This window comes from Isoptericola sp. NPDC057653 (assembly GCF_042799955.1).
Classification (GTDB): domain Bacteria; phylum Actinomycetota; class Actinomycetes; order Actinomycetales; family Cellulomonadaceae; genus Isoptericola.
This window is the reverse complement of record NZ_JBHVHP010000001.1, coordinates 2,071,700-2,092,443: the sequence shown is the minus strand read 5'-3', so window position 1 is coordinate 2,092,443 and position 20,744 is coordinate 2,071,700. Positions and strand designations below refer to the sequence as shown.

General features: G+C 74.4%; 22 protein-coding genes, 1 other RNA gene and 2 pseudogenes. 6 read left to right on the top strand and 19 right to left on the bottom strand.

Features of this window, described 5'->3' with window-relative positions:
- Positions 1-29: 29 nt before the first annotated feature.
- A complete protein-coding gene (locus ACFU9A_RS09515; RefSeq protein WP_430574984.1) occupies positions 30-1,181 on the bottom strand; it encodes an ROK family protein in 1,152 nt (383 codons plus the stop codon).
- Between the two features lie 259 nt (positions 1,182-1,440).
- On the opposite strand from ACFU9A_RS09515, the gene ACFU9A_RS09510 reads away from it, so the two are divergent.
- Complete coding sequence (locus tag ACFU9A_RS09510) at positions 1,441-2,460, top strand: DUF4349 domain-containing protein (RefSeq protein WP_430574983.1); 1,020 nt, start codon at positions 1,441-1,443, stop codon at positions 2,458-2,460.
- A 20-nt stretch (positions 2,461-2,480) separates the two neighbouring features.
- On the opposite strand, the gene ACFU9A_RS09505 is transcribed toward ACFU9A_RS09510, so the two are convergent.
- The 7 genes and pseudogenes from ACFU9A_RS09505 to prfB all read right to left on the bottom strand — a co-directional run bounded on the left by ACFU9A_RS09505 (position 2,481) and on the right by prfB (position 10,134).
- On the bottom strand, positions 2,481-4,196 hold the full coding sequence (locus ACFU9A_RS09505) for a beta-N-acetylhexosaminidase (RefSeq protein ID WP_430574982.1): 1,716 nt from the start codon (positions 4,194-4,196) through the stop codon (positions 2,481-2,483).
- 101 nt (positions 4,197-4,297) lie between these two features.
- Positions 4,298-4,666: a transfer-messenger RNA gene (ssrA, locus tag ACFU9A_RS09500) on the bottom strand.
- Between the two features lie 129 nt (positions 4,667-4,795).
- On the bottom strand, positions 4,796-5,296 hold the full coding sequence (smpB, locus tag ACFU9A_RS09495; protein WP_380243402.1) for an SsrA-binding protein SmpB: 501 nt from the start codon (positions 5,294-5,296) through the stop codon (positions 4,796-4,798).
- Between the two features lie 94 nt (positions 5,297-5,390).
- Positions 5,391-6,860: a peptidoglycan DD-metalloendopeptidase family protein gene (locus ACFU9A_RS09490; RefSeq protein WP_430574981.1), complete on the bottom strand. Its 1,470-nt coding sequence runs from the start codon at positions 6,858-6,860 to the stop codon at positions 5,391-5,393.
- 8 nt (positions 6,861-6,868) lie between these two features.
- Positions 6,869-7,780 carry a permease-like cell division protein FtsX gene (gene ftsX, locus ACFU9A_RS09485; RefSeq protein ID WP_430574980.1) on the bottom strand — a complete coding sequence of 304 codons (912 nt, stop codon included), beginning with the start codon at positions 7,778-7,780 and terminating at the stop codon, positions 6,869-6,871.
- Between the two features lie 401 nt (positions 7,781-8,181).
- Positions 8,182-8,859 (bottom strand): annotated as a pseudogene (gene ftsE, locus ACFU9A_RS09480) (cell division ATP-binding protein FtsE); the annotation flags it as partial.
- 159 nt (positions 8,860-9,018) lie between these two features.
- Positions 9,019-10,134: a peptide chain release factor 2 gene (prfB, locus tag ACFU9A_RS09475; RefSeq protein WP_430574979.1), complete on the bottom strand. Its 1,116-nt coding sequence runs from the start codon at positions 10,132-10,134 to the stop codon at positions 9,019-9,021.
- A gap of 79 nt (positions 10,135-10,213) precedes the next feature.
- Between prfB and ACFU9A_RS09470 the strand changes: the two genes are divergently transcribed.
- A complete protein-coding gene (locus tag ACFU9A_RS09470) occupies positions 10,214-10,600 on the top strand; it encodes a hypothetical protein (RefSeq protein WP_430574978.1) in 387 nt (128 codons plus the stop codon).
- Between the two features lie 36 nt (positions 10,601-10,636).
- On the opposite strand, the gene ACFU9A_RS09465 is transcribed toward ACFU9A_RS09470, so the two are convergent.
- Positions 10,637-11,044: an ankyrin repeat domain-containing protein gene (locus ACFU9A_RS09465; RefSeq protein WP_430574977.1), complete on the bottom strand. Its 408-nt coding sequence runs from the start codon at positions 11,042-11,044 to the stop codon at positions 10,637-10,639.
- A 104-nt stretch (positions 11,045-11,148) separates the two neighbouring features.
- On the opposite strand from ACFU9A_RS09465, the gene ACFU9A_RS09460 reads away from it, so the two are divergent.
- Positions 11,149-11,685, top strand: a complete 537-nt coding sequence (locus ACFU9A_RS09460; RefSeq protein ID WP_430574976.1) for a putative glycolipid-binding domain-containing protein — start codon at positions 11,149-11,151, stop codon at positions 11,683-11,685.
- A 39-nt stretch (positions 11,686-11,724) separates the two neighbouring features.
- Here the strand turns inward: ACFU9A_RS09460 and ACFU9A_RS09455 are convergent, their stop codons facing one another.
- The 10 genes and pseudogenes from ACFU9A_RS09455 to ACFU9A_RS09410 form a co-directional block, all read right to left on the bottom strand.
- A complete protein-coding gene (locus tag ACFU9A_RS09455; RefSeq protein ID WP_430574975.1) occupies positions 11,725-12,939 on the bottom strand; it encodes a globin domain-containing protein in 1,215 nt (404 codons plus the stop codon).
- Between the two features lie 78 nt (positions 12,940-13,017).
- Entirely contained in the window at positions 13,018-13,461 is a 444-nt protein-coding gene (locus ACFU9A_RS09450) for an RrF2 family transcriptional regulator (RefSeq protein WP_430574974.1), read from the bottom strand.
- A gap of 62 nt (positions 13,462-13,523) precedes the next feature.
- Complete coding sequence (locus ACFU9A_RS09445; RefSeq protein ID WP_430574973.1) at positions 13,524-14,048, bottom strand: hypothetical protein; 525 nt, start codon at positions 14,046-14,048, stop codon at positions 13,524-13,526.
- Positions 14,045-14,551: a pilus assembly protein gene (locus ACFU9A_RS09440; RefSeq protein ID WP_430574972.1), complete on the bottom strand. Its 507-nt coding sequence runs from the start codon at positions 14,549-14,551 to the stop codon at positions 14,045-14,047. The genes ACFU9A_RS09445 and ACFU9A_RS09440 overlap by 4 nt, the downstream gene beginning before the upstream one ends.
- On the bottom strand, positions 14,548-14,895 hold the full coding sequence (locus ACFU9A_RS09435) for a TadE/TadG family type IV pilus assembly protein (RefSeq protein WP_430574971.1): 348 nt from the start codon (positions 14,893-14,895) through the stop codon (positions 14,548-14,550). Before ACFU9A_RS09435 ends, ACFU9A_RS09440 begins: the two co-directional genes overlap by 4 nt.
- A gap of 122 nt (positions 14,896-15,017) precedes the next feature.
- A complete protein-coding gene (locus ACFU9A_RS09430) occupies positions 15,018-15,422 on the bottom strand; it encodes a VOC family protein (RefSeq protein ID WP_430574970.1) in 405 nt (134 codons plus the stop codon).
- Between the two features lies 1 nt (position 15,423).
- Complete coding sequence (locus tag ACFU9A_RS09425; RefSeq protein ID WP_430574969.1) at positions 15,424-15,615, bottom strand: hypothetical protein; 192 nt, start codon at positions 15,613-15,615, stop codon at positions 15,424-15,426.
- A gap of 59 nt (positions 15,616-15,674) precedes the next feature.
- Positions 15,675-16,616 (bottom strand): type II secretion system F family protein, encoded by a 942-nt coding sequence (locus ACFU9A_RS09420; RefSeq protein ID WP_430574968.1) that lies wholly within the window; start codon positions 16,614-16,616, stop codon positions 15,675-15,677.
- Complete coding sequence (locus ACFU9A_RS09415) at positions 16,613-17,470, bottom strand: type II secretion system F family protein (RefSeq protein ID WP_430574967.1); 858 nt, start codon at positions 17,468-17,470, stop codon at positions 16,613-16,615. Before ACFU9A_RS09415 ends, ACFU9A_RS09420 begins: the two co-directional genes overlap by 4 nt.
- A pseudogene (locus ACFU9A_RS09410) lies at positions 17,470-18,090 on the bottom strand (ATPase, T2SS/T4P/T4SS family); the annotation flags it as partial. The gene ACFU9A_RS09415 and the pseudogene ACFU9A_RS09410, both read right to left, overlap by 1 nt.
- A gap of 37 nt (positions 18,091-18,127) precedes the next feature.
- Here ACFU9A_RS09410 and ACFU9A_RS09405 point away from each other — a divergent pair.
- The 3 genes from ACFU9A_RS09405 (at position 18,128) to ACFU9A_RS09395 (ending at position 20,315) form a co-directional block, all read left to right on the top strand.
- Positions 18,128-19,519 carry a recombinase family protein gene (locus tag ACFU9A_RS09405; protein WP_430574966.1) on the top strand — a complete coding sequence of 464 codons (1,392 nt, stop codon included), beginning with the start codon at positions 18,128-18,130 and terminating at the stop codon, positions 19,517-19,519.
- Positions 19,516-19,836: a hypothetical protein gene (locus ACFU9A_RS09400; protein ID WP_430574965.1), complete on the top strand. Its 321-nt coding sequence runs from the start codon at positions 19,516-19,518 to the stop codon at positions 19,834-19,836. Before ACFU9A_RS09405 ends, ACFU9A_RS09400 begins: the two co-directional genes overlap by 4 nt.
- A gap of 209 nt (positions 19,837-20,045) precedes the next feature.
- Positions 20,046-20,315, top strand: a complete 270-nt coding sequence (locus ACFU9A_RS09395) for a hypothetical protein (RefSeq protein ID WP_430574964.1) — start codon at positions 20,046-20,048, stop codon at positions 20,313-20,315.
- The last annotated feature ends 429 nt before the right edge of the window (positions 20,316-20,744 follow it).

Sequence of the window (20,744 nt, the reverse complement as noted above, 5' to 3'; positions counted from 1 at the left end):
CGCCCTCGGTGCGGTCGTCCGGCAGGAGGTCAGGAGACCCCGAGCTGGGCGGCGAGCACCAGGACGGCCGCACCCGAGAGAACGACGTCCTCGTCGAGCGTGGCCATCCGGAGCCGCAGTCCGGCCGCGGTGGCCGGCATCGTGCGGTCGGTCAGGGTCTGCAGGGCGGCGGTGCGCAGCGCGCCGTCGAGCAGGTCGGCCGGGCCGCTGAGCAGCACCTCGGCCAGGTTCAGCGCGCCCACGACGGGCGCGAGGGCGGCACCGAGCGTGCGCCCGACGCCGGCGAGCGCCTCGTCCGCCTCGGCCGGGCCCAGCCCGGCGACGGCGCGACGCAGGGCCGGCACGCCGAGCACGGTCTCGAGGCAGCCGTGGCGCCCGCAGGCGCACAGCTCGCCGTCGTCGACGACCGTCACGTGGCCCAGCTCGCCGGCGGCGTCGGCGGAGCCGTGCACGCGGGAGCCGTCGACCATCACGCCGGCGCCCACGCCCTGCCCGACGGTGAGGACGAGCATCGAGTCGGCGGCGCCGCCGTAGGTGTACTCGCCGAGCGCCGCGGAGTTGGCGTCGTTGGCGACGTGCACGGGCAGGGCGAGCCGGTCGGTGAGCAGCTCGCCGAGCGGCAGGTCGGACCACTGGCGGTTCGGGGCCTCGACGACGCGGCCCTCGTCGTCGACGACGCCCGGCGACCCGACGCCCACGCCGATGACGGGGCGCGTGGCCGCGGAGATGAGGGTGCGCGCGAAGCGCGTCAGGAGGTCCACGAGCTCGTCGCCGACGTGGCCCGCGACGGGCAGCGAGCGACGCACCACGGCCTCGCCGGTGAGCGTCATGACGGCGCCGCGCATGACCGCGTCGTCCGACAGGTCGACAGCCACGATCTGGTAGGCGTCGGTGCGCATCCCGACGAGGATCGCGGGCTTGCCGACCCGGCGGCCCGGCTGCACGCCGAGCTCCTCGACGAGACCCTCGGCGAGGAGCACGTTCACGAGGTCGGAGATCGTCACGCGGGTCAGCGACGTCGCGCGGGCGAGGTCGGCCCGGGACGTGGGCCCCTCGTGGAACAGGTGCTGGAGCACGAGGGAGCGGTTGTGCGCCCGGGCGTGCTCGGGGAGCACCTTGGAGGTGGCTCGCAGGCCGGCACCCAGACCTCGTCGTGCTGTGCGCGTCGTCGGCGTGGACATGTTTGTTAGTACAGCGTCTTAACAAGGCTCCTGTCAATCCGCTCCGGCGCCGCCGCGCGCGCGTTACCGGATCGTGACGGATGCCACCACCGGAGGCCGTCCGGCGGCACGGCGTCCGGGCCCGACCGGGCCCGACCGGGGGGGCGAACCGTCGCGTCGGGCGGGCGCGAGCGGGTGAAGATCACGGTCTCGCCACGGTCCGGTCACGATCGCGCGGTCCCGACCAGGGGCGACGTGCCCCCGCCCTACGCTCGGAGCCATGCCTGCCTCCCCCCGTCCGGACAGGGGCCGACGCGCGCCCGCCGCCGTCGCCGCCCTCGCGACCGCGCTGCTGCTCCTCGTCGCAGGCTGCTCGTCCGGCTCCGGCGACGGCGCCTCGTCCGTGCCCGACCGGGCGGCCGACTCCGCGGCCGGCTCCGCGGACGAGTCGGCGACGAGCGCGAGCGAGAGCTTCGCGGAGGCCGATCCGGCCGGTGCGGCCGCGGAGCGCGAGATCGTGACGACCGGCAGCGCCACCGTCGTCGCCGACGAGCCCGCCGCGGCGGCGAGCAAGCTCGCCCGGCTCGTGGAGGAGGCCGGGGGCCGGGTGGAGCGGCGCACCGAGACGGCCGCCACGAACGACTCCCCCGGCACCGCGTCCATGACCGTACGGCTGCCGGCGAACCGGATGACCGGCGCCGTGGAGGCGCTGGACCGGCTCGGCACCGTCGAGGACGTCGACGTGCAGACCGAGGACGTCACCGGCGAGGGGCAGGACCTCGACGCCCGCATCGCCGCGCTGACCACGTCGACCGACCGGCTGCGCGACCTCATGAAGACGGCCGGGAGCACCGAGGAGCTGCTCCAGGTGGAGCAGGAGCTGACCACCCGCCAGGCCGACCTCGACGCGCTCACGACCCAGCGCCAGCGCCTCTCCGACCAGGTCGCGATGTCCACGCTCGACGTGCGGATCGTCCCCGAGCCGGTGAACGCGGTGCAGTCGCGCGGCGGCTTCCTGGGCGGGCTCGCGTCGGGCTGGCACTCGCTGGTCACGACCCTGCAGACGATCGTCCTCGTGCTCGGCGTCCTGCTCCCCTGGCTCGTCGTCGCCGGGCTCGGCTACCTCGGGTTCCGCTGGCTGCGCCGGCGGTCCCGGCCCGAGGCCGAGGCCGGCGGGGGCGCGCCGCACGGCCCCGAGGGCGGGCCCGAGGACGGTCCGGACCACCCCGACGCGCCGCTCCCCGCGGCCCCGGACGAGGCGCCCGACCAGTCTCCCGCGCCGGTCGTCGCGGGCCGCTGAGCGGCGGCCCCGACCGGCGCCTACGCGTCCGGCTCGGCGCCGTCGCGGCCCTCGACCCAGCCGCCCATCCCGGCCCACCCGGCCGCGGCACGCTCGGTCGCCAGGTCACGCGGGTAGCCGACCACCCCGGGCCGCCGCTGCCACGGACGCGGCCCGTCGAGCGGCCGGTACTCGACGCCCGCCGCGTCCAGCCGCGCCAGGTGCGCGCCGCGCAGCCGCTCGTCGAAGGCCGGCGCCGCCGGGTTCCAGACGGCCTCGGCGAACGCCACGAGCCGCGGGAACGCCGTGTAGTCGACGCGCCGCGCGGAGTCGAGGTGCTCGCTCCACACCTGCGCCTGGGCACCCAGCAGCGCGCCGGGCAGGTCGCCCGCCAGCTCGGGCCGCGCCGCGAGCAGGCCCGCCGGGAACGGCTCGAAGGCGCGCACGTCGTCGACCGTGCGGACGAAGCCGACCGGCACCGGCTCGTCGTCGCCGCCGGCCGCGCGGTGGTCGAGGTAGACCTCCTGCTCGGGCGCCATCACGACGTCGTGCCCGGCCGCGAGGGCGTCCGCCGCCACCGCGTGGCCACGCCAGCACGTCACCACGACGTCGCGCGGCAGGTCCGGGCCGAACGCCTCGTCCCACACGACCGCGCGACGGCCGCGGGACCGCAGATGGTCCGCGAGCCGCGCGAGGAACCAGCCGTGCAGCCGCGCCACGTCCCCCTCGCCGTCGGGCCCGACGAGGCCGAGGTCCGCGGCGCGCGCCACGATGTCGGGGCGCTCCCGCCACGCCACGACCGGCACCTCGTCGCCGCCCAGCGCGACGAACGGCGAGTCGAACACCTCGCACACCTCGTCCAGGACGCCGGCGAAGAACTCGACGGCCGCGGGCGAGGGGTCGATCACGTCCTCGCTGATGCCCCAGGTGGTGCGCACCTCGTGCGCGCCGGGGCGGGCGGCCAGCTCCGGGTACGCGGTGACCAGCGCCTGCACGTGGCCGGGCGAGCCGATCTCGGGCACCACGGTCACACCGCGGTCCCGCGCGTACGCGACGATCTCGCGCAGGTCGTCGCGGGTGTAGAACCCGCCGTGGGGGCGGCCGTCGTACCGGCCCGCGCGCCAGGTGCCGACGCCGGACTCGCGCCGCCAGGACCCGACCTCGGTGAGGCGCGGGTAGCGCTCCACCTCCATGCGCCAGCCCTGGTCGTCGGTGAGGTGCAGCTGCAGCACGTTGAGGTGGTGGGCGGCCGCGAGGTCCACGAAGCGCAGCACGTCCGCCTTCGGCAGGAAGTGGCGGGCGACGTCCAGCAGCACCCCGCGCCAGCCGAACCGGGGACCGTCCTCGACCGTCACGGCGGGCAGCGCGAGCGGCGCGCTCCCGGCGCGGCGGAACGCCTGCGGCCCGGCGAGCTGGCGGAGCGTCTGCGCCGCGGCGTGCGCCCCGGCGAGGTCCGCGGCGGCCACGCGCACGGCGGCGCGGCCACCGTCGGCGTCGATCGTCAGCCGGTAGCCGCCCGCGGCGAGCCCCGGCGCGACGTCGAACACGACGTCGGCCTCGTCCTCGGCAGGGTCGTCGGCCAGGGCAGCGGGCACGAGGTCGAGCCCGAACGCGTCCTCGCTCACCCGCCGCCACCACCGGGCGGCCGGCTGGAGGTCGGGGTTGGCCGCGACCTCCGCGCCGTCGCGCAGGGCGAGGATCTCCCCCGCGGCCTGCAGGGACACGGGGGCGGGGACGACGTCGGCGGCGTACGGCATCCGGCCACCCTAACGAAATGTACGGGGTCCGAAGCAATGGCCGGCCACGCCCCCGGACGCACGACAGGCGGGCCACCGAGAAGGTGGCCCGCCTGTCGCAGGGGTGGAGCTGCCGGGAATCGAACCCGGGTCCGGTGGCGCCTTTCGAGGACTTCTCCGGGCGCAGTCTGCTGTGCTTTTCTCGGCCCCCGCGCTCACGCAGACAAGGTGCGGACGGGCCCAGTCACCTAGGTGTCCCCGCCGCCCCGGTGACGAGGGCGGCGAGCAGTGGCTCTCTAGATGACGTGAGCTACCGGGTCGAGAGCAATCCCGGGCTCACGGACTTCGGGACTCGCTCAGGCGGCGAGGGCGAAGTCGGTGCGCTTGTTATCGGCACCTATAAGTTTGCAGGCAAGTCGTTAACGAGATGAGCCTGCATCCTCGGCCCGCTTCTCCACGAAGCACGACCACCGTCGAAACCGATCAGCCCCTATGCATTTTTCAACCGGGTCTGCCGACCCTGCCGGCCACGGGAGACCCGCGCCGACGTCCTCCAGTCTAGAGGATCAACCGCCCCGGCCGCGCCGTTATTTCCGCGCCCGGGCCGCTCGCACGACGGCTCAGCCCAGGAGCTCCTGGTGCCGGATGGCGCGCTGCGCCTCGCGCATGTCCTGCTTCTCGCGGAGCGTCTGCCGCTTGTCGTACTCCTTCTTGCCGCGCGCCAGGGCGATCTCGACCTTGGCGCGCCCGTCGAGGAAGTACAGGCTCAGCGGGATCAGGGTGTGCCCCTTCTCCCGCGACTTGACGCCCAGCCGGTCGATCTCCTCGCGGTGGAGCAGCAGCTTGCGCTTCCGCCGCGGCGCGTGGTTGTTCCACGTGCCCTGGAAGTACTCCGGGATGTGCACGTTCTCGAGCCAGGCCTCGCCGTGGTCGATCGCGGCGTACCCGTCGAGGAGCGACGCCCGCCCCATGCGCAGCGCCTTGACCTCGGTGCCGGACAGGACGATCCCCGCCTCGACGACGTCCTCGATCACGTAGTCGTGGCGTGCCTTCTTGTTGTTCGCCACGATCGTGCGCGGGTCGCCCTGCTTCTTCTTGGCTCCGCCGTTGGCCCTGGACATGGTTCCCTCCTCCCGAGGTCGCGGTCTCGCGACGACCCAGGATACGGGAGCCGCGCGCGGTGGCCAGGGCTTTTCCGCGCTCCGCGGACGCCCGTCAGTTCAGCCAGCCGCCCATCGGGTCCGTGGTGCTGCCGTTGACGTACACCTCGAAGTGCAGGTGGCACGCCTCCGCGGTGCCCGTCGAGCCGGAGTAGCCGATGACCTGCCCCTTGTCGACGTACTGCCCCACCCCCACGGTGTCGTAGGTCATGTGCAGGTAGCGGGTCATGACGTTGTTGCCCTTGTAGGTGCCGTGATTGATGAGCACGTTGTTGCCGGGCCCGCTGCCGTAGTACGCCTTCTCGACGTACCCGCTCTGCGCCGCGTAGATCGGCGTGCCGCAGTAGGTGCGGATGTCCGTGCCGGCGTGCAGCCGCCAGTAGTGCAGGATCGGGTGGAAGCGCATGCCGTACGAGCTGGTCACCACGTGGTAGTTCGTCGGCCAGCCGAGGAACGACCCGGACGAGGACGACGAGCCACCACCACCGCCGCCTCCGCCGCCACCGCCACCGCCGCCGGAGCTGGAGCCACCACCGCCACCGCCGCTGTTGCTGTTGCTCTTGCGCTCGGCGGCCGCCTTCCGGCGGGCCTCCTCCTCGGCCTTGCGCCGCTGCTCCTCGAGCCGGGCGTCGCGGGCCTTCTGCTTCTTGATGATCTGCTTGAGCTCGGACTCGAGGCTCTGCTGCGCCTTCTCGTTCTGCTTGAGCTCCGCGAGCGCGCTCGCCTTCTGCGACTCGATCGACGCCTTGAGCTTCTGCTGCTTGGCGATGAGCCGCTCGACCTCGGCCTTGCGGTCCGCCGCCTCGCGCTGGGCCTTCTCGGCGGCGACCACGTTGGCGTCGGCCTCGCGCTTGAGATCGGCGATCGCCGCACGGATCGCGTCGAGCCGGGCCTGCTGGTTGCGGGCCACCGCCTCGGCGTCCTGCAGGTCGGAGAGGGTGCGCGCCTGGCTGCGGGCCGCCGACGACGAGACGGCGAACTCCGCCAGGAAGTCCTCCGTCGACTGCGCGCCGGTGACGATGCCGAGCGTGCTGGTGTCGTCGCCGTTGCGGTACGCCTGCCGCGCCATCTGCACGACGTCGGCGCGCGCGGCCTCGACCTTGCCCTTCCCCGCGTCGATCTGGCCGGAGACGGCGGCCTCCTCCGCCTCGGCGTCCGCGAGACGCTGGGCGAGGATCGCGGCCTTGCGGCGCGCCTCCTCCAGCCGGGCCTCGGCCGCGTCGAGCGCCGCCTGCGCCACCGGGAGGCGCCCCTCGACCTCGTTGAGGTCGAGCACGGCCTGGCGGAACTTGGCGTTGGTGTCCTCGAGCTCCTCCTGGAGGCTGTCGCGCTCGCGCTCCTTCGCCCGCTGCTTCGCCTCCGCGGCGGCCCGCTGGTCGTCGATGTCGTCGGCGGCCGCGGACCTCGCCTGCACGCCCGCCGTCACGGTGGCCGACGTCGTCGCCCCGCCCAGCACCAGCACCGCGGCCACGAGGCCGCCCACCACGCGCCGTCCGACGCCTCGGTTCGTGCTCAGGGTCGTCATCTGCGATCTCACACCCTCGTGTACCGGTTGAGCGTCACCACGGACGACACCACCGCCAGGAGCACGGCGATACCGATCAGCAGCGGCGCGATGAGCAGGACGTCGCCCACGTCCACGTACGCCACCCAGTCGACGGAGTCCTGCAACCAGTCCGTCACCAGGTACTGGACGGCGAGCCACAGCCCGCCCACGGCGAGCAGGGCGCCCACCAGCGCGGCGATCGCGCCCTCGAGCATGAACGGCAGCTGCACGAACAGGTTCGACGCGCCGACGAGCCGCATGATGCCGGTCTCACGGCGCCGGGAGACCGCGGACAGCCGGATGGTCGTGGTGATCAGCAGCACCGCGGCCAGGAGCATCACTCCCGCCAGGCCGGCCGCCAGCAGCGAGGCTCGACCGAGCGCGAGGAACAGCGGCTCGAACACCTCGCGCTGGTCCTCCACGACCTCGACGCCGGTGCGGCCCTCGAGGACGTCGTCGACCACCTGGTACTGCTCGGGATCGACCAGCTTGAGCCGGAACGACGCCTGCATGTCGTCCTCGGTGAGCTGGGTGCCCTGGTACCCGTCCGGGTACAGCTTCGTGAACGCCTTGAACGCGTCCGCCTTGCTCTCGAAGTACGTGGTGGCCACGACGTCCGACAGCTCGGTGTCGATGACCTTCTGCAGGGCGTCGACCTGCTCCGGCGTCGCCTCGCCGTCGGCGCACGTCGGCGCGGTGGAGCCGTCCGGGCAGAGGAAGACGGAGACCTCGACGAGGTCGTACCAGTCCCCCTTGAGCTTGGTCACCTGGGACTGCAGCAGCGCTGCCGCGCCGACGAAGGTGAGCGACACGAACGTCACGAGGACGACGGACACCACCATGGACAGGTTGCGCCGCAGGCCGCCGAGGACCTCGGTGAGGACGAACTGGAGCCGCACCCTCAGGCCTCCCGTCCCGCGCGCACGCGCTCGTGCTCGCGCAGCACCTGCCGCACCACCTCGTCGGCCGACGGCGTCCCCGCGTCGTGGCGGTGCCCGGGCGCGGGGGGCGGCGCGGGCTCGGGGTCGGGCTCCTGCACGAGGACCGGGGCCTGCTCGGGCGAGGGCACCAGGTCGTGGTCGTGGTGGTGGTCGTCGTGGTCCGCCACGCTCTCCTCTGCGCTCTCCTCTGTGCTCTCCTCTGCGGCGGCGCGCGCCGCCGCGGCCTCGGCGGCCCGCTCGGCCTCGAGGTCGGCCGGCTCGGGCGAGACCTGCACGCGCGCGGCGACGGCCCGCGCGCCGCGGCCCGGGGCGTCGAGCACGGGCGTCTGCCCCACCTGCGGCAGGATCGACTCGCGCTCGCCGTAGACGGCGTCCACCTCGTCGCGCACGACGGAGCCCGTCGACAGCTCCACCACCCGCTTGCGCATCTCGTTGACGATCTCGTCGTCGTGCGTGGCCATGACCACCGTGGTGCCGGTGCGGTTGATCCGGTCGAGCAGGCGCATGATCCCCAGCGAAGTGGTCGGGTCGAGGTTGCCCGTCGGCTCGTCCGCGAGCAGGATCTGCGGCCGGTTGACGAACGCGCGCGCGATGGCCACCCGCTGCTGCTCGCCGCCGGACAGCTCGTGCGGCAGCCGCTTCTCCTTGCCGTCCAGGCCCACCATCTCCAGCACCTCGGGCACGGTGGTGCGGATCGTGTGGCGCGGCTTGCCGATCACCTGCAGCGCGAACGCGACGTTCTCGTAGACGGTCTTGTTGGGCAGCAGGCGGAAGTCCTGGAAGACGACCCCGATGCTGCGCCGGAGGGACGGCACCTTCCAGCTCGACAGGCGGGACAGGTCGCGGCCCGCGACGTACACGCTGCCGCCGGTGGGGCGCTCCTCGCGCAGCACCAGCCGCAGGAACGTGCTCTTGCCCGAGCCGGACGCGCCCACGAGGAACACGAACTCCCCGCGCGAGACGTCGACGGAGACGTCGTCGAGCGCGGGCCGCGCCCCTCGGGCGTAGACCTTCGAGACGTTCTCGAACCGGATCACGACGTGCCTCTTCCCCTGCCTGGTGGACCGTGCAGCACCGGCCCACGTCACCTCAGGACCGGGCTGCCCGATTTCCGAGAGTCGCACCCGGCAGGGAGGGTGGCAGGAAGGACACGCCGGTGTGCCCTGGGTCCGGGCGGCCGCCCGGGGAGGCCGACGTCAGGCCGCGTCGGCGCCGCCGGAGCGGCGCCAGCGGATGCCCGCCTCGATGAAGTCGTCGATCGCGCCGTCGAACACGGCCTGCGTGTTGCCCGACTCGTGCTCGGTGCGCAGGTCCTTGACCATCTGGTACGGCTGCAGCACGTAGGAGCGCATCTGGTCGCCCCAGCTGGCCTTGATGTCGCCCGCGAGCTCCTTCTTCTTCGCGGCCTCCTCCTGCTGCCGGATGAGCAGCAGGCGGGACTGCATGACACGCAGGGCGGCGGCACGGTTCTGGATCTGCGACTTCTCGTTCTGCATCGACACGACGGTGCCGGTGGGGAGGTGGGTCATCCGCACGGCGGAGTCGGTCGTGTTCACCGACTGCCCGCCGGGGCCCGAGGAGCGGAAGACGTCGATCTTCAGCTCGGACTCGGGGATCTCGATGGAGTCGGTCTGCTCGATCAGCGGGACCACCTCGACCGCGGCGAACGACGTCTGGCGGCGGCCCTGGTTGTCGAACGGCGAGATGCGGACCAGGCGGTGCGTGCCGGCCTCGACGGACAGGTTGCCGAAGGCGTACGGGGCGTTCACCTCGAACGTCGCCGACTTCAGGCCCGCCTCCTCGGCGTACGAGGTGTCCATGACCTTGGTCGGGTACCCGTGCCGCTCGGCCCAGCGCAGGTACATGCGCAGGAGCATCTCGGCGAAGTCGGCGGCGTCGACGCCGCCCGCGCCCGCCCGGATGGTAACGACGGCCTCGCGGGCGTCGTACTCGCCGTTGAGGAGGGTGCGGACCTCGAGGACGTCGAGGTCCTTGCGGATCGCCGCGATCTCGCCCTCGGCCTCGACGAGCGAGTCCTCGTCCTCCATCTCGTGCCCCAGCTCGACGAGCGTCTCGACGTCGTCGATGCGCCGACCGAGGCGGGACACGCGGTCCAGCTCAGCCTGGGTGGCGGACAGCGCGGAGGTCACCTTCTGCGCCGAGTCGGGGTCGTCCCACAGGTCCGGGGCGGCGGCCTGCTCGGAGAGGTCCGCGATCTTCGCCTGCAGGACGGTGGGGTCGCTCACGGCCTCGATGGACTCGAGGGTGGCGCGCAGCGCCTTGATCTCTGCGGGAAAGTCGATGGTGGCCACGAGGTTCAAGGTTACCCGCCATGAGCGCCGGGCCCGCCCCGGCCCGTCCCTGCGGCGCGCTCCTGCCATCATCGGCCGCGTGACCTCCCGCCGCGCGACGCCCGACCGCCTCTGGTACCGGCTCGACCATCTCGAGGCAGACGTCGCGGACGACGCGCTCGCCGTGGTGGGCGAGCTCGCCACGGGGCGCGCGCTGCGCCTGCCGCTGGCGGACCTCCCCGCCGAGGACCGGTGGGTGCGGGCGCTCAGCCCCGGCGTGCGCGTCCCGTGGCGGATCGAGGCGCACGTCGTGGGCGACCGCTGGGCGGAGGTCTCCGAGACGCGCGCGGTCGTCGAGCGGGTCCTGCAGGTCACCGCCGCGGCACGCGACGCCGCACCGCGGGCGCACCCGCTGCGCGAGCTCGGCTCGACGACGGAGCGCGACGCCGACGCGGTCGGGTTCCTCGTGGACGTCCGGCGGCCCTGACCGACCCTGCACGGGGCGCCGGCCCGGTCGCCGAGGTCAGGCGCCGGCCGGCGCCTCGGGCAGCGCGCGGCCGAACATCTGCGCGGTGTCGCGGGCGCTCGGCGACCCCGCGTCCGGGTCGGCGCCGGCGGCCAGCAGCGCCGCCACCACGTCGTCGGACCCCTTGAAGACGGCGCCCGCGAGCGGCGACTGGCCGCGCGCGTTGACGCGGTCGACGTCTGCGCCGCGCTCGGCCAGGCCGCGGACGAGTCCCGCGTGGCCGTGGTAAGCCGCGAGCATCAGCAGCGTGTTGCCGTGTGCGTCCGCGTGGTCGGCCGGGACGCCGGCGTCGACGAACTCCAGCAGCAGGTCGGTTCCGGCGCGGGCGAGGTCGAACATCTGGTCCAGGCGCACGGGGAGCTTGCCGGCAGCCCGGTCGTCGTCGGGTCGGGCGTCGTCGGTCATGCGCGCGAATCTACCCGGCGAGGTCGGGCCGCCGGACCCATCCTGGACGGAGCAGGGCAGACACCGGACCGCAGGCACGGCCCGAGGGACCGGAGGCGAACCGCATGGCGACGTACCGGTGGCGCGGCCTGACGACGGGCAGCGTCGAGCACCTCGACCTGGACCTGCGGCAGGACCTGCTGCGCGCCCGCTCCCTCGTGGACCTGGGGCCCGAGCGGCTCGAGTACGCGATGGAGCTCACGCCGGGATGGGAGTTCCGGGGTCTGCGCCTGTGGTCGTCCGCGGGCCGCCAGCTCGACCTGGACCGCGACGCGGCGGGCACCTGGCGGGTGGACGGTGCGGAGCGGCCGGACCTGGCCGACGCCGTCGACGTCGACCTGTCGTTCTCGCCCTTCACGAACACGCTGCCGGTGCGCCGCCTCGGCCTGGCGGTCGAGGCGGCGGCCGACATCGTCACCGCGTACGTCGACGGCGCGACGTTCGAGGTCACGCCCGACCCGCAGCGGTACACCCGGCCGTCCTCCGACCGCTACGTCTACGAGTCCCGCGACAGCGACTTCCTGCGCGAGATCACGGTGGACGCCGACGGGTTCGTCGTCGACTACCCCGGCCTCTTCGTCCGCCTGCCCGACGACGGCTGAGGCCGGGCAGGCGGACGGTCCCGCGGGGAGGGCGCGGGGTCAGGCCGCGGCGATCTCCTGGCCGGGGCCGAAGACCTCGTGGTGGATCCGGTCGGCCGTGACGCCCCGGCCCAGGAGGGCGGACCCGACCATCGTCATGAACGGTGCCGGGCCGCAGAGGTAGGCGTCCGCGTCGTGCGGCACGTCCACGCCCGCGAGGTCGAGGTAGCCCGAGCGCAGCCGTTCCTGCGCAGGGCGGGTGCCCAGGTCCTCGTACCAGCGGTGCAGCTCGGCGGTGGGGATGTCGTCGACGAGAGCGCGCAGCTCGGCGCGGTGCGCGTGGCGCGCGGGCGAGCGGTCGGCGTGCAGCACCACGACGCGCCGCGTGGTGCCGGCGCGACGCAGGTGGTGCAGGAAGCCGATCATCGGCGTGATCCCGATGCCGGCGGAGACGAGCACCAGCGGGTTCTCGCCCTCGATCAGCGTCAGCTCGCCGAAGGGCACGGACACCTCGAGCCCGTCGCCCTCGAACGCGTTGGCGTGCAGGTGGTTCGAGACCTCGCCGGCCGGGGCCGTCCCCGTGGCGTCCGCGCCGGCCGGGACCGCCTTGACCGAGATGGTCCACGCGCCGGGCGCGCCCGCGCCGGTGAGGCTGTACTGCCGGATCTGGCGCGCGCCGTCGGGCAGGTGCACGGCCACGGACACGTACTGCCCCGGGCGCGCGGCAGGCAGCGCCGAGCCGTCCGGGGCGACCAGCTCGAGCGACACCGTGTCGGGCGACTCCTGCGTGCGCCGGCCGACCGTCACGGTGCGCCACACGTCGCCGGGCGCCACGCCCGTCTCGCCGTACAGGCCCAGCTCGATCTCGACGAGAGCGTCCGCCATGTCCCAGTAGACCTCGTCCCACGCGGCGGCGACCTCGGGCGTGACCGCGTCGCCGAGCACCTCGACGATGGCGGCGAACAGGTGCTCGTGCACGATCGGGTACTGCTCGGGGAGGATCCCGAGCGACGCGTGCTTGTGCGCGATGCGCGCCAGCACCGAGCGGGGGTCGGGGCCGTCGTCCACGAGGAGCGTCGCGTAGGCGGCGATCGCCCCCGCGAGGGCCCGCTGCTGGTCGCCGCGGGCTTGGTTGCCGCGGTTGAAGAGGTCGCGCTCCAGCTCCGGGCGGGCCGCGAACATGCGGCGGTAGAAGACGGGCGTGATGTCGCCGATCGCGCCGCCGATCACGGGCAGCGTGGCGCGGACGACGGCCGCGGACTCGGGGGTGAGCATGGAGGGACTCCTGTCTGTTCTTCAGGGTTTCCGTCGTGGGCGCCCGGCGTCGTCGCGCGGGCGTCGGCGCCGGAGGTCTCAGCCGGGCGGGCGGGTGCCGATCTGCAGCAGCAGGTCCCGGGTGGGCGCGGCGGCGACGTCGGCGATCGTCACCGGGTCGAGCGCGGCGAAGAACGCCTCGCGGGCGCGGGCGAGCGCCCCGCGCAGGCGGCACCCGCCGCGCAACGGGCAGGGGCTCGCGCCCTCGCACTCGACGACCTCCCCGTCGCCCTCGAGCGAGCGCGCGACGAACCCGACGGACACGGCGCGGGCGCCGTGGGCGAGCCGCAGGCCGCCCGCGCGGCCGCGGCGGGCGTCGACGACGCCGAGCCGGCCGAGCTGCGTGACGACCTTGGCGGCGTGCGTCGCGGGGACGTTCAGCTCCTCGGCGAGGGCGCGCGTGGTCGCGGTCTCCTCGGCGTCGAGCACCGCCAGGCGCATGACGATGCGCAGTCCGAGGTCGGTGAACGCGGTGAGCTGCACACCCGCAGGCTAGCTAAATCGGCATCTCAGATGCGCCTTTGACGGTGTGGGAAGTTCCACACTCAGCCGGCTCGGGCGGACGACGTCGCCGCGACCGTGAACCCACCCCCGACCGCGTCCGTGAACCAGCGCAGCAGCGGCGGGTGCGACGTCGCGGCCAGCCCCACCCGAGCCGTCCGGCCGTCCGGGGCCGACGCCTCCACGACCCGCAGCCCGTCCAGGCCCGCCGCCTCCCCCGGGTGCGCGGCGAGGTAGGCGCGCACCGACCCCTCGACGTCCGCGGCGGTCAGGGTGAGCACCGCCTCGCCCGCGGGGGCGGGCGCGCCGCCCGCGTAGAACCGCTCGGGCGGCGTGGCGTCCGCGGCGTCGGCGGCGACCGCGTCCGCGAGGTCGAACAGGTGCTTGCGGTCCAGGTGGACCGCCGTGGCCGACGCGACCATGCCGACGATCATCAGCGCCAGGGCCACCATCCCCGCCGTGAGCAGCATGATGCGGCCCTCCTCCCCCGCCCCGCGGGCGGGCCCGGCGCGGGCGGACGTGTCGCGACCGGCCGCGCCACGGGCGGCCCGGGCCGTGCGGGCGGTCACGGGCGCGCCTGCCCGTACTCGTCGACCGTCGCGACGTGCGTCGCGGTGACCGGGATCTCCAGCGGCACCCAGCCCCGCAGCCCCGCGGGCACGAACGGCAGCGGCACCTCCAGCCAGGTGCGCACGCCGACCGTCGCGCCCGGCGTGAGGCACGGGTCCGCCGAGCACTCCAGGGACACCGACCCGTCGACGACGTCGAAGCCCTGGTCGGCGAACGCGATGCCTGCCGCCGCCCGCGCGCGCTCCGCGCCCGCGGCCGACGAGTCCGCCGTGACCATCGCGCGGCCCGCCTCCCGGGCCGCGCCCTCGACCGCGAACGCGCCCGCCTGCACCTGCGCCACGGTGAGCACCAGGTACACCAGCGGGACCAGCAGCAGCACCGCCGTGCCGAGGAACTCGACCAGCGCCGCGCCCGCCTCGTGATCGAGGCCGGGATCGACCTCGCCGTCGGCCGACGGGGCCGCCCCGGTCGCGCCGTCCCCGCCCGGGGCGGGCGCGCTCACGCCTCCTCCAGCGCGTGACCGCGGAGGGTGAGGACGCCCGACGGGCCGAGCAGCCCGACCACCGGCAGCGGTACCTGGACCGTGACCTCCACGACGTCGAGACCGTCGCGGACGGCGCTGCGCACGGACACGTCCTCGGCGTACCGGCTCCCGAGCGCCGCGGTGAGGAGGTCGCGCGTCCGGGTGGCGCCGCTCGCGAGGTCCCGGTCGGAGCGCGCCGCCACGCGGGCGCCCTCCGCGGCCGCGTCGATCGACAGCGCCCGCACGTGCATCGCGAGCGCCACCTGCACCACGCCGAGGAACAGCGCGAGCACCAGCGCCGCGACCATGACGAACTCGGCCACGGCCGAGCCCGCCTCGGGGTCCGCCGCACCGGCCCGGGGCGCTCGGTCCCCGCGCGTGGCCGGGACCCCCGGCCCCGGTCCCCGCGCACGCGCCCCCGTCGGCCGCGACCTGTCCGCGCGGGTCACGGGTGCTCGTCGGCGACCGGCGGCGCCCATCCGGGGCGCGGGATCAGGCAGAACGGGTGGCCGGCCGGGTCGGCGTACACGTCACCGTCCCCCGCCCCCGGCGCGGCGGCGGTGAGGCGGCGCGCCCCGAGGGCGAGGACGCGCTGGTGGGCGTCGGCCACGTCGTCGACCATGACGTCGAGGTGCATCTGCTGCGGCCGCTCCGGGTCGCCCCAGTCCGGCGCGCGGTGGTCGGGCGCACGCTGGAACGCGAGCCCGGAGCTCTGGTCGCTGCGCGCGACCACGACGAAGTCGTCGTCCGCGTACGTGACGTCCTGACCCAGCACGGCCGACCAGAACTCCGCGAGCGCCCGCGGGTCGGGGCAGTCGATCACCAGGTGGTGGAGCCGGCCGATCGCCATGTCAGCGACCCGTGACGCTCGAGATCGCCTGGGTGAACGCGCCCTCCAGCAGCGGGCCGGCGATCGCCCAGAGCGCGACGACCAGGCCCGCCGTCATGAGGGTCACGAGCACCCAGCCCGGCACGTCGCCGCGCTCCGGGTCGTCCGCGGCCGGGCGGTCGTGGGGCCGGTTCTCGGTCTCGTCGTGCTGCATGGTCGGTCCTTTCGGTGGCACCGCGCGGCGGCGGTGGGGTCGGAGGTCGGCACGCACGGTCACAGGCCGATCCGGAGGGTGGCGAGAGAGGGGAAGACCGCGAAGACGACGGTGATCGGCAGGATGAGGAAGACGACCGGGACGAGCATCGCGACCTCCTTCTTGCCACCTGCCTCCATGAGCGCGCGCCTGCCGGACTCCCGCACGTCCTGGGCCTGCGCGCGCAGCACGTCCGCGAGCGGCGTACCCCGCTCCAGGGCCACGGCGACGCCCTCGGCGAACCGGGTGAGCGACGGCAGGCCCGTGCGGTCGGCCATGGCGGTGAGGGCGCCGGCGATGGGCGCGCCGGCGCGGACGTCGGCGAGCATCGCGGAGATCTCGCCGGACAGCTCCCCGCGCGCCGTCGACGCGACCCGCTCCAGGGCCGGCACCGGGCCCTCGCCGGCGGTGACCGCGAGGGCGAGGAGCTCGGCGATCGTCGGGAACTCGGCGAGCATCCGCTCCTCGCGGCGCCGGACGGCGCGGCTGAGCCACTGGTCGCACAGGACGAAGCCGATCGCCCCGCACAGCAGCACCAGGGCCGCGAGCGGCACCGGGGACGAGCCGCGGGCCGCGGCGAGCAGCAGCGCGAGGACGAGACCGGCCGCCAGCCCGAGCGCGGCCGAGACGACCTGCCGGGCGCGGAACGCCTCGACGCTCTCCGACCAGCCCGCGCGGTCGAGGCGGCGGCGCACGTCCGCGCGCGTGGACCCGAGCCGCTCGAACCAGTGCGCGGCGTCCGCGACCCACGGGGCCAGGAGCCGCTCCAGGGCCGGGAACGGCGTGTGCGCGGGCTGCTCGCGCAGGAGTCCGGACGTGGCGTCGCGGGGGCGGAGCGCCGGGGCGAGGCGCTCGTCGAGCGTCATGCGGCGGGCGCGGAGCCGGGCGACGACGAGCAGGACGCCGAGCCCACCGAGCAGGCCCACGGACGCGCCCACGAGGGAGAACCATCGGTCGATCACCTCAGCACCCGCCCTTCCTCGGGCAGCCGCCCGATACGGCGCATCAGCCAGTACGCCACGACCGAGGTCGCGGCGCCCGCGGCCAGCACCGCCACGCCGGCCGCCGAGTTGTACGCCTCCGCCGTCTCCGGCCGCGAGGCGAGGAACGCCAGCACGACCCACGGGCCCGCGGCGGCGAGGCGCGCGCCGTTGACCGTCCAGGACTGCCGCGCCTCCAGCTCTCCGCGCGTGCGGGCGTCCTCGCGCAGGAACGACGACAGCGTCCGCAGCAGGCGCCCGAGGTCCGAGCCGCCCACCTCGCGCGTGAGCCGCAGTGCCTCGATGATGCGGTCGGCGACGGGGTCGGCGAGCCGCGCCTTGAGCAGGTCCAGGCACTCGCCGAAGCGGCCGGTGGCGCGATAGTCGGCCGCGAACCGCGCGAACGCCTCGCGCAGCTCGGCCGGGCCACGCTCCCCGAGCTGCGCCACGGCCTCGGGCAGCGACAGGCCGGCCCGGACGCCGGAGGCGAGGTGGTCGACGACCTCGGGCCACACCTCGCGCAGGTTCCGGCGACGCCGCCGGGCGCGCGCCCGGACGAGCGACTCCGGCGCGACCGCGGCCATCAGCGCGAAGCACGCGGCGATCGCCGGCGAACGGGTGAGCGCCAGCCCCGCGAGCAGCACGACGACGCCGGCCGTCGCGCTGAGCCACCACAGCGCCGCCGGTGTCACCGACGGCGCCCCCGCCTGGACCAGCAGGTCCTGCACGGCCGCGGACCGGCCTCCCCGGCGCCGCGACCGCTCGGCCGGCTCCCACCACGACAACCACACGCACACCAGGCCGGCGCCGAGCAGCAGCCCGACGACGACCCCCATCAGCGGCCCCCCGCGAGCAACGACCGCACGTCCACGCCGGCGCGCGCGAACCGCTCCTCGCCGGGCGGGAACCCGTCGCCCCGCACGAGGTCGCCGCCCTGGTCGGTCGGCCGCCGGTGGAAGATCCCGGCCGTCTCGACGCGGTCGCCCTCGACCCGGCCCGTGACGGCCACGACCTCGCGCACCTGCCGCGCGCCGTCGGCGGCGACGTCGAGGTGCACCACCAGGTCGATCGCCGCCGCCACGGTCGGCACCACGAAGCGGTCCGAGACGTTCTCCCCGGCCAGCAGGGGCAGCGTGCACATCTTGGTGACGGCCTCGCGGGCCGAGTTCGCGTGCACGGTGCACATCCCGGGGATCCCGGCGTTGAGCGCCACGAGCATGTCGAAGCTCTCCGCCTCGCGCACCTCGCCGATGACGATGCGGTCGGGCCGCATCCGCAGCGCCTCCTTCACGAGACGCCGCAGCGGGATCTCGCCGGTGCCCTCGAGACTGGGCTGGCGGCACTGCATCGCGACGTGGTCGCGCGCGGCGAACCGCACCTCGAAGACCTCCTCGCACGAGATCACCCGCTGCCCCGACGGGATCGACCCGGCGAGCGCGTTGAGCATGGTGGTCTTCACGACATGGCGATTGAGGCACCCTAGGCTAGTGGGCATGACGAGGACCGCTATCTACTGCCGCATCTCCCAGGACCGAACAGGCCGAGAGGCCGGGGTGGGACGACAGGAAGAGGACTGCCGTCGCCTAGCCGCCGAGCGCGGCTGGGACGTCGCTCACGTCCTCGTGGACAACGACGTCTCCGCCCACGCACGCAAGACCCGCCCGAACTACCAGCGCCTGGTGGACCTGCTCAAGGCGGGCGAGGTGGACGCCGTGGTGGCCTGGCACAGCGACCGGCTGTACCGGCGCCTGGTGGACCTGGAGGCCCTCGTGGACCTGTTGGAGTCGTCGGCCGTCCAGGTGGCCACCGTCCGCTCAGGGCTGGTGGACCTCACGACGGCATCAGGGCGGTTCCAGGCCCGCATCCTCGGCGCCGCGAACCAGTACGAGTCGGAGATTAAGGCCGAGCGCATAGGGCGCGCCGCCCAGCAGCGCGCCGAGGCTGGCCGGTTCTCCGGCGGCGCCCGCCCGTTCGGCTACGAGGCCGACGGCACGACGGTGCGCGAGGCCGAGGCCCAGCACCTCCGCGCGCTGTATGACGACCTCCTGGCGGGGGTGACCTTGCGCGAGGCCGTGCGACGCCGCGCGGCCGGGGGGATGTTGTCGGCCACCGGGCGGCCCATCACCACCCAGAAGGCCCGTCAGATCGTCCTGTCGCCCCGGTACGCGGGCCTGTCCTCCCACCGGGGCGTCGTCGTCGGCCGGGCGGCCTGGCCCGCCATCGTGGGCGAGGACACCTGGCGGACGGTGCGAACGATCTTGACCGACCCCGCCCGCCGCACCTCGCCCGGCTCGGTGCCGCAGCACCTCCTGTCAGGCGTGGCCGTGTGCGGAGTGTGCGGCGCCAAGTGCCGGGTGTCATCGCGGGGGGCGGCCGACCGGCGCCAGGTGCGCTACCGCTGTCCTGGTGGCCACGTGGCGCGGGCCAAGGACGCGCTGGACAACCTGGTCACCGAGGCCACCATGACCTGGGCCGAAGAGTTCCTTCGCTTCACCCCTGAGCCCGAGTCGCGCACCCCATCGTCGCTACCCGCCGAGGCCGAGGCGCTTCGCCGTCGGCGCGACGATCTGGCACAGGACTACGCCGACGGGCTGCTCTCGCGGGAGGCATTCCGCGCGGCCCAGAAAGCCGTAGCCGACCGGCTGACCGCCGTGGAGACCGCCCTAGTTGCCAGCACTCGCCACGACGTAGTGGCGGCCCTGGTCCACGGCGAGGATGGCCCACGTGCTACCTGGGAGACCATGCCGCTTGTGCGCAAGCGAGCCAGCATGGCGGCCCTGTGGCGGGTCGAACTGGTGCCGGTGGCACCGGGACGCCGTGGCGTGAACGATGAAGGCGTGCGCCTCCATCAACTGTGGACCGGCGCCCCAACCGAAGGAGGATGACGTCGTTGAACATCCACTTGGCCAACGTCCGGTGCCCTGAGCCTGAGTGTCATGGCCGTATCGCGTTCGAGGTGTGGTCCACCCCCAACGGTGAGGTGCGCGCCCGCGACGACGACGCGGGGGGCGTGCTGCGGGCCGACGGTGGTCTAGGGCGCGGCGAGCTGCTGAGCGAGCTGCTGGCCAATCCGGGCCACCCCTGGTGCCGCGACCACGAGGTGGAGCTGTCCCCTCGTGGGCGACGCCTCATTGACGAGTTGGCCGAGGAGGGAGCCGCTGCCAAGCCCCTCCGCGTGCAGGGCGTTGTGCGGCACACCTGACGGGGAAGGACCCCAACTGTGGGGGCACGGTGCGGCAACCTTGACGGGGGTAGTGGACCCCAACTGTTGGGCGTTATGCTCGCCGGACAACCCCAGATCAGGCTTGTTCGGTGGGTCGAAAGTGGACCCCAACGGGCCGGGACGCGGCCCCGGACAGCAACAACCCAGGTAAAGCGCTGGGACGACACCTCCAAGGGAGGCAACGTCCCATGCCCACCACCAACGAACTTTCCCCTGCAGAACGTCGTGCACGCGCACGCGCTGCGGCCTTCACCTCGTGGGGGAACACCCCCGACCGCAGTGCCCGAACCGCACGCGGCCGTGCGGCGTTCGAGCAGCGGTTTCTGGACCAGGCCAACGGTGACCCCGTGCGCGCCGAGTCGATGCGCAAGGCCTATTTCGCATCGCTCACCCGGAAGTCTCTGGCAGCTCGCCGTGCCAAGCCGTCGCCCCTGAGCCGTGCTGGCGGTGCCGCATGAGCGCCCCCGACACCACGCGCCCCCCGTACATCGCGACGGGGCCTGTTGACCCTTCCCTCGCCGCTGCTGCAGCCCGCCTCGTTGCCGACCTGCCCGCCCCGCCCGAAGACGTCCGGGAACGGCTCGGCCGCCTGTTCGGCGGGACCTTCTATCCCCGTACCACCGGCGGGGGTGACCCCCGATGAGGCACGAGGAAGCCCCCCGGGCTGGCACCCGGGGGGCAGGGCACGAGGTGAGCACCGACCAAGGTGGCTTCCGTCGTGCTCCCGAGGTTACCCAGGGGACCCGGCCGCGCACAGCCCCGGAGGAAGCCCGACCCGGTGGCGGGGGTGGCGCTCGGTGATCCCGAAGCACGAGCCATCGCAATGGATGCGGAGCCAGGCCGATGCGGCCCTCTCGCACCTGCTGAGGACCTACGGGCGGCCGAGG

Excerpts from the sequence above, each read along its gene's own strand:
- ACFU9A_RS09515 (WP_430574984.1), bottom strand. The coding sequence starts at position 1,181 with ATGTCCACGCCGACGACGCGCACAGCACGACGAGGTCTGGGTGCCGGC.
- ACFU9A_RS09510 (WP_430574983.1), top strand. The coding sequence starts at position 1,441 with ATGCCTGCCTCCCCCCGTCCGGACAGGGGCCGACGCGCGCCCGCCGCC.
- ACFU9A_RS09505 (WP_430574982.1), bottom strand. The coding sequence starts at position 4,196 with ATGCCGTACGCCGCCGACGTCGTCCCCGCCCCCGTGTCCCTGCAGGCC.
- smpB (WP_380243402.1), bottom strand. The coding sequence starts at position 5,296 with ATGTCCAGGGCCAACGGCGGAGCCAAGAAGAAGCAGGGCGACCCGCGC.
- ACFU9A_RS09490 (WP_430574981.1), bottom strand. The coding sequence starts at position 6,860 with ATGACGACCCTGAGCACGAACCGAGGCGTCGGACGGCGCGTGGTGGGC.
- ACFU9A_RS09465 (WP_430574977.1), bottom strand. The coding sequence starts at position 11,044 with ATGACCGACGACGCCCGACCCGACGACGACCGGGCTGCCGGCAAGCTC.
- ACFU9A_RS09460 (WP_430574976.1), top strand. The coding sequence starts at position 11,149 with ATGGCGACGTACCGGTGGCGCGGCCTGACGACGGGCAGCGTCGAGCAC.
- ACFU9A_RS09455 (WP_430574975.1), bottom strand. The coding sequence starts at position 12,939 with ATGCTCACCCCCGAGTCCGCGGCCGTCGTCCGCGCCACGCTGCCCGTG.
- ACFU9A_RS09430 (WP_430574970.1), bottom strand. The coding sequence starts at position 15,422 with ATGGCGATCGGCCGGCTCCACCACCTGGTGATCGACTGCCCCGACCCG.
- ACFU9A_RS09425 (WP_430574969.1), bottom strand. The coding sequence starts at position 15,615 with ATGCAGCACGACGAGACCGAGAACCGGCCCCACGACCGCCCGGCCGCG.
- ACFU9A_RS09415 (WP_430574967.1), bottom strand. The coding sequence starts at position 17,470 with ATGGGGGTCGTCGTCGGGCTGCTGCTCGGCGCCGGCCTGGTGTGCGTG.
- ACFU9A_RS09405 (WP_430574966.1), top strand. The coding sequence starts at position 18,128 with ATGACGAGGACCGCTATCTACTGCCGCATCTCCCAGGACCGAACAGGC.
- ACFU9A_RS09400 (WP_430574965.1), top strand. The coding sequence starts at position 19,516 with ATGACGTCGTTGAACATCCACTTGGCCAACGTCCGGTGCCCTGAGCCT.
- ACFU9A_RS09395 (WP_430574964.1), top strand. The coding sequence starts at position 20,046 with ATGCCCACCACCAACGAACTTTCCCCTGCAGAACGTCGTGCACGCGCA.